Source organism: Chitinophaga sp. (assembly GCF_035564935.1).
In the GTDB taxonomy this organism is placed as follows: Bacteria; Bacteroidota; Bacteroidia; order Chitinophagales; family Chitinophagaceae; genus Chitinophaga.
In genome coordinates this window covers 1-6,220 of record NZ_DATMTE010000454.1, presented here as the reverse complement: position 1 = coordinate 6,220, position 6,220 = coordinate 1, and the positions used below count along the sequence as shown (strand labels likewise).

The window sequence follows — 6,220 nt, the reverse complement described above, 5'->3', positions numbered from 1 at the left end:
AGCTCTTTAAACCAATTAAGCTGTAGGAGGAGGAGTCGAACCTCCACGGGGCAGTTAGCTGTAGCACAAGTAAGATTAGTGGTCAACCCAATTATACTACGTTTATCCTGTGATCCCCACCCCCGAGACAAGAGGGCATGTCTGCCAATTTCATCATCCCACAATGTGTTCAAACCGTTACCAGCTATTGCTTTTCGTTAGCCGTTTGTGTAATGATTATGATGCAAATCTAAAGAGAAGGTGACTTTCTTGCAAATTTTTTAAGAAGAATTTTGGAATTTTCGATATTTTTTAAATATTTGCATATAACTTTAAAACATTCAAAAACAAATTGTAAAAATGAGCCACAATTTGAATATTGACAAACTAGATTTGCAGATTATCAGCGAGATGATGTCTAATGCTGAGATCTCCTACGCCGACCTGGGGAAGAAATTATTCGTTTCCGGCGGGACTATCCACGTGAGAATGAAGAAATTACAAGAACTGGGTGTAGTTAAAGGTACTAAATTACATGTAGATTTAAAAATGATCGGCTATGATGTGATCGCTTTTATCGGCATTTACCTGGAAAAGAGCTCTATGTACGATACTGTAGCCAAAGAACTGAGGAAAATCCCTGAAATGGTACGCCTTAATTATACTACAGGCAGCTATAGCATGTTTGCAGAAATCATCTGTAAAGACATCACCCAGCTTCGCCGCATCCTCCACGATGAATTACAGAAAATAAAAGGCATTGAAAGAACCGAAACCCTGATCTCACTCGAAGAAAGCTTCTACCGGACCATAAACGTGGTGGAATAATTGATCTTTAAGGATGAAAGTTTACCCTGTTGCTATTCATTCTTAATGATTAATTTTCACTATGGTTACACCAGAAATTGCCGAAAAAATCCAACGGCTGGAAGAAAAGTATGCCGCTATGGGCCAAAACCTGTCATCTTACCTGGATGGCTTGCTGTACGCGGACTACCTCACTTATTGGGACTATATTCAACTGGATGTGTTGCTTAACCTGCAACATCCGCGCACACCAATTCCTGATGAAAGAATTTTCATCATCTACCATCAGATCACGGAATTGTATTTGAAATTATCGCTGCAGGCAATCGAACAAATCAGCCTTGCACCTGTACTGACGGCTGAGATATTCAAAACCCAGCTTAAAAGGATCAACAATTATTTCCACAGCCTTACTACCTCATTTGAAATAATGGTAGATGGGATGGACAAGGAACAGTTCCTGCAATTCCGCATGGCGCTGTTACCCGCCAGTGGATTCCAGAGCGGACAATTCCGCATGATCGAGATCTGTTCTACCCGGTTAAACAACCTGGTATATGAACCCCAGCGCCCGGAAGTGGAAGGAATGGACCTGAAAGATGTACTGGACAAAATTTACTGGAGAAGCGGCGCCACTGAACTGGCTACCGGCAAAAAAACACTTACCCTGCGCCAGTTTGAGCTGAAATATATGGATACCTTCCTGCAACTGGCTACCCGGTACCAAAACTGTAACCTGCTTGCCAGTTACAATAAACTCAGCCCCGCTGCACAAACGGAATTAATTCCGCTGCTAAGGGAATACGACCTCAATGTAAACGTACGCTGGCCGCTGATGCACTACAAATCAGCAGTGCGATACCTGCATAAAAAACCGGAAGACATCGCCGCTACCGGCGGCACCAACTGGCAGCAATTCCTGCCCCCGAAAAATAAGCGCATTGTTTTCTTCCCCGCATTGTGGACGGAAGAAGAACTGAACAACTGGGGCAAAATCGCTATGGGCGAATAAATGATCAGATATCCTGTGTTGTAAATCTTCTTAAATAATAGGCCAGCAGCGGCACATCTACCTTTTCCAACGGATGCGCCGTATCCGGCATCACTGTTAGCTGCGCCAGCGGAAGGGCCTTGTACACTTCAATGGTTTCCTGGAAAGACACCATGTTGTCACGGTCGCCCATCATCAGCATACACGGGGTTACTACCTGCGCATAGTCTGCCGGCTTCAGCAACGACTGGTGCCCAAGTTCCTCTATCAGCTGCGCGGTACGCGTTACTACCGTTTTCCAGTCGCCCGCGGTATGCCTGGCTTCCAGCACTTTGGCAAAAGCCGGTACCTTTTCCGCGATCAGGTCGGGATTCAGTTGCCTGACTTCTTTGCCTGCAGTTGCTTCGTTCCAGTTAAATTTAGTAGCCAGCGTAATCACCCGCCCGGTTTTTTCCGGGTAATGCCTCGCCAGGTACATGGCTACATAGCCGCCCATGCTGTATCCGAAAATGTGTACAAAATCAAGCTGATGGCTATCAAGATAGGATAATACCTCCGCCGCAAATACCTGTATACTGAATCCCTGCTCTGAAAAAGGCACATTGCCGTGCCCGCTGAAGTTGATCAGGTGCACATCGTAGTGATCAGACATTGCCGCAGCCAATGGTTCAAATTGAGAGGCGGCGCCCAGGGCGCCATGTAAAAAAAGTATGGGGAGTTTATGTGTTTGCATTGACTAAAACTAGCAAACATTTCGGGAATTGCAGGTTTGATTGTTGAATTTTTCAGGGAGATAATAATTTTTATCTCCCTGAAATACCCGGAAAAATAACATAACCAAATCATCTGGCCAGGTATGCTCCATCAATGGGATAGTAGCTGCCGGTTACGAAAGATGATTGCGGAGAGCTGAGCCACAACACCAGCTCTGCTACCTCTTCCGGCTTGCCTAACCTGCCTATGGGATGCAGGCCCACAAGTGCCTGCATCTCCTGCTGGCTCAGATGTTTGGTTAATAATGGGGTTTCAATAAATCCCGGTCCCACGGCGTTTACCCGGATGCCTTTGGCGGAATACTCCACTGCCGCTGCCTGCGTAAGTCCTACCACGCCATGTTTGGCGGCCACGTAGGCGCAGGAGCCTGCAAAACCAACTGCCCCCAGGATGGAAGCCATGTTTACAATGATCCCCCCACCGGCCTTTTCCATCACCGGGAGCTGGTACCGCATACCGTAAAAAACGCCATTGAGATTTATGTTGATAACTTTTTGCCAGTCCTCCAGCTTGTACTCACCGGTGGGAGCGGCTGCACCGCCAATACCGGCATTGTTGCAGGCAATATCCAGCTGCCCGAACTGCTCCAGGGTTTTGGCCACCAGCTGCTCACAGTCCGATGGGTTGCTGGTATCCGACTTTATAAAAACAGCGCTGCCGCCCTTACTTTTAATTCCCTCTGCCACCGCATTTCCACCTTTTTCATCAATGTCGCTGATCACCACACCCGCCCCATTGGCTGCATACAGCTCGGCCACACATTTGCCAATGCCGGAACCTGCGCCTGTTACCAGCGCCACCTTGTTTTTTAGTTGCTCCATAACAATGTTTTTGCTCTAATAAACAATACAGCCCAATGAAATGTTCCTCGTATTTTTTTATTATGTTTGCATAGATGTTGCCGATTAATTTTCTTCACTTAAGATGTCCCATCATCAAATCAATTTTTTTTAAATACTAGTAATGGAATATAATACCACGCGCAATTACCTGATAATGAAGGAATATGGCAGGAATATCCAGAAAATGGTGGAATACCTGGTAACCATAGAAGACGACGAAGAGCGCCAGCGTAATGCTATGGCTGTAATAGAGCTGATGGGTACGCTGAACCCGCATTTACGTAATGTGGAAGACTTCAGGCATAAATTATGGGATCATATCTTTAATATCTCCGGCTTTAACCTGAATGTGGAGTCCCCATATCCAATCCCCACCATCGAAAAGCTGAGAGCCAAGCCAGATAAACTTCCTTATCCAAAAAAATATCCAAGGAACCGTCACTTCGGCAAAAACCTGGAAATGATCATCGATAAAGCGGTACATGAAGATAATCCTGAAAAAAAAGAAGGATTTACCCAATGTATCGGTAACTACATGAAGCTGGCGTATAGCAACTGGCACAAGGAAAGTGTGCATGACGATGCTATTAAGGCCGAATTACTGGCCATCACCAACAACCAGCTGGAATACCATCCGGGCCACACTGCGCATGTCGCAGGCCCTGTAAACTTCCCCCAAAGCGGTAATGTCGCAGGCGCCGGTGAACAGTTCCGTTCCAACAAGCGCAAAAACTTCCAGCAAAATAAGTTCAAAAGCAGCAATAGCGGCAACAGCGGCGGTAAAAGCCGGGACAATAACAATAAGCACAATAACAAATACAACAAAAACAGGAACAAGTGAGTAGTGCTTTTGAAGTAAGAGGCGGCAACCGCTTAAAGGGAGAAATTATACCCCAGGGTGCCAAAAACGAAGCTTTACAAATCATCAGTGCTGTGATGCTAACCCCCGAAAAGGTTACTATCACTAATATTCCGGATATAGTAGATGTAAATCTGCTGATAGAGTTGTTGGGAGATGCTGGCGTAAAATTAAACCGTATCAGCAGGGATACCTGCGAATTTCAGGCCGATGCAGTAGATCTGAAATACCTGGAAAGCCCCGAGTTTAAAAAGAAATCAGGCCGGCTCAGAGGCTCGGTAATGATTGCCGGTCCGCTGCTCGCAAGGTTCGGACGCGCCTTCATTCCCAAACCCGGAGGCGATAAAATAGGCCGACGCAGGCTGGACACCCACATTATCGGTTTCGAAAAACTGGGCGCCAGGTTTGTGTACGATGCAGACGATAATTATTTCCGGCTGGAATCTTCCGGAGGCCTCAAAGGCACCTATATGCTGCTGGACGAGCCAAGCGTTACCGGTACCGCCAATATTGTAATGGCAGCGGTAATGGCGGAAGGAACCACTACTATTTATAACGCAGCGTGTGAACCATACCTGCAACAGCTTTGTAAAATGCTGAACCGTATGGGCGCCCGCATCAGCGGCGTAGGATCCAACCTGCTTACCATTGAAGGCGTAAAATACCTGGGTGGCTGCGAACACAGCATGCTCCCCGATATGATCGAAATCGGCTCCTTCATTGGCCTGGCTGCCATGACGCAAAGTGAGATCACTATCAAAAATGCCGGCGTGGACAACCTCGGGATTATACCTGAAAAGTTCCGGCAACTGGGCATTCAAATGGAAATCAGGGGAAACGATATCTTTATCCCTTCCCAGGACTCCTATGAAATCCAGACATTCCTCGACGGCTCTATTCTTACTATCTCCGATCATCCCTGGCCCGGCTTCACACCCGATCTGCTGAGCATTGTGCTGGTAGTGGCCACACAGGCAAAAGGCAGTGTGATGATCCATCAGAAGATGTTTGAAAGCAGGCTGTTTTTCGTGGATAAACTGATAGACATGGGCGCACAGATCGTTTTATGCGATCCGCACCGTGCCGTAGTCATCGGGTTGGGCCGCCAGCATAATCTGCGTGGTATCACCATGTCTTCACCCGATATCCGTGCCGGCGTATCCCTGCTGATCGCTGCACTCAGTGCAGAAGGAAAAAGCACTATTCAGAATATTGACCAGATAGACCGTGGCTACCAGTACATCGACGAAAGGTTGAGAAAACTGGGCGCAGATATAAAGAGAGTATAAACAGTTGTTCATACTTCTTCAGAACCCAAATACCAGCAAAACATTTTACTGGTTTTTGGGTTTTGCTTTTGAAGTAACCGCTACCTTGATTGTAATTAATAATGGAAAAGAAGATCATCATTGTTACGGCTCCTTCCGGCGCCGGTAAAACCACTATCGTAAAAAAACTGCTGGCCAATATGCCGGTACTGGCCTTTTCAATTTCCGCCAGCACCCGCACCCCGCGCGCCAGCGAAGTACATGGAAAAGACTACTACTTCCTGTCGGCCGATGAATTTCACCAGCGGATCGAGGAAAACGCTTTCGCCGAATATGAAATGGTGTACGCCGGCAAGTATTATGGCACCCTTAAAAGTGAACTGGAGCGTATCTGGAATAATAACCAGGTACCCATGGTAGATATCGATGTGAAAGGCGCTTTATCTATCAAAGAAAAGTATCACGGCAACGCACTCACCATTTTCATACAGCCCCCTTCGTTAGATGCACTGCGCGTACGGCTCAGTGAAAGAGGCACGGAAACACAGGCCTCCCTCGACGAAAGACTGGCAAAAGCCCGCTATGAGCTGTCGTTTTCCCATGAATTTGACCAGATTGTAGTAAACGATGAACTGGAAAAAGCATATGAAGAAGTAAAAAAGCTGGTAACAGATTTTTTAAATATAAAATAGCGACGTGA

7 protein-coding genes are annotated in these 6,220 nt (G+C 46.6%); 5 read left to right on the top strand and 2 right to left on the bottom strand.

Annotation, left to right across the window (positions count from 1 at the left end; genetic code table 11):
- The first annotated feature begins 339 nt into the window (after nt 1–339).
- Nucleotides 340–807: an Lrp/AsnC ligand binding domain-containing protein gene (locus VN105_RS11765; RefSeq protein WP_079471223.1), complete on the top strand. Its 468-nt coding sequence runs from the start codon at nt 340–342 to the stop codon at nt 805–807.
- 61 nt (nt 808–868) lie between these two features.
- Nucleotides 869–1,798 carry a tryptophan 2,3-dioxygenase family protein gene (locus VN105_RS11760; protein ID WP_325641055.1) on the top strand — a complete coding sequence of 310 codons (930 nt, stop codon included), beginning with the start codon at nt 869–871 and terminating at the stop codon, nt 1,796–1,798.
- Between the two features lie 4 nt (nt 1,799–1,802).
- Here VN105_RS11760 and VN105_RS11755 read toward each other — a convergent pair whose 3' ends face one another.
- Together VN105_RS11755 and VN105_RS11750 are read right to left on the bottom strand one after the other, a co-directional pair.
- Nucleotides 1,803–2,510: an alpha/beta hydrolase gene (locus VN105_RS11755; protein ID WP_325641053.1), complete on the bottom strand. Its 708-nt coding sequence runs from the start codon at nt 2,508–2,510 to the stop codon at nt 1,803–1,805.
- Between the two features lie 109 nt (nt 2,511–2,619).
- A complete protein-coding gene (locus VN105_RS11750; RefSeq protein ID WP_325641051.1) occupies nt 2,620–3,372 on the bottom strand; it encodes an SDR family NAD(P)-dependent oxidoreductase in 753 nt (250 codons plus the stop codon).
- Between the two features lie 142 nt (nt 3,373–3,514).
- Between VN105_RS11750 and VN105_RS11745 the strand changes: the two genes are divergently transcribed.
- From VN105_RS11745 to gmk, 3 genes are all read left to right on the top strand, one after another.
- The gene (locus VN105_RS11745; protein ID WP_325641049.1) at nt 3,515–4,234 is read left to right on the top strand and encodes a DUF4290 domain-containing protein; all 720 of its coding nucleotides are present in this window, start codon (nt 3,515–3,517) and stop codon (nt 4,232–4,234) included.
- Nucleotides 4,231–5,541 carry a UDP-N-acetylglucosamine 1-carboxyvinyltransferase gene (gene murA, locus VN105_RS11740; protein ID WP_325641047.1) on the top strand — a complete coding sequence of 437 codons (1,311 nt, stop codon included), beginning with the start codon at nt 4,231–4,233 and terminating at the stop codon, nt 5,539–5,541. The genes VN105_RS11745 and murA overlap by 4 nt, the downstream gene beginning before the upstream one ends.
- A 101-nt stretch (nt 5,542–5,642) precedes the next feature.
- Nucleotides 5,643–6,212 (top strand): guanylate kinase, encoded by a 570-nt coding sequence (gene gmk, locus VN105_RS11735; protein WP_325641045.1) that lies wholly within the window; start codon nt 5,643–5,645, stop codon nt 6,210–6,212.
- The last annotated feature ends 8 nt before the right edge of the window (nt 6,213–6,220 follow it).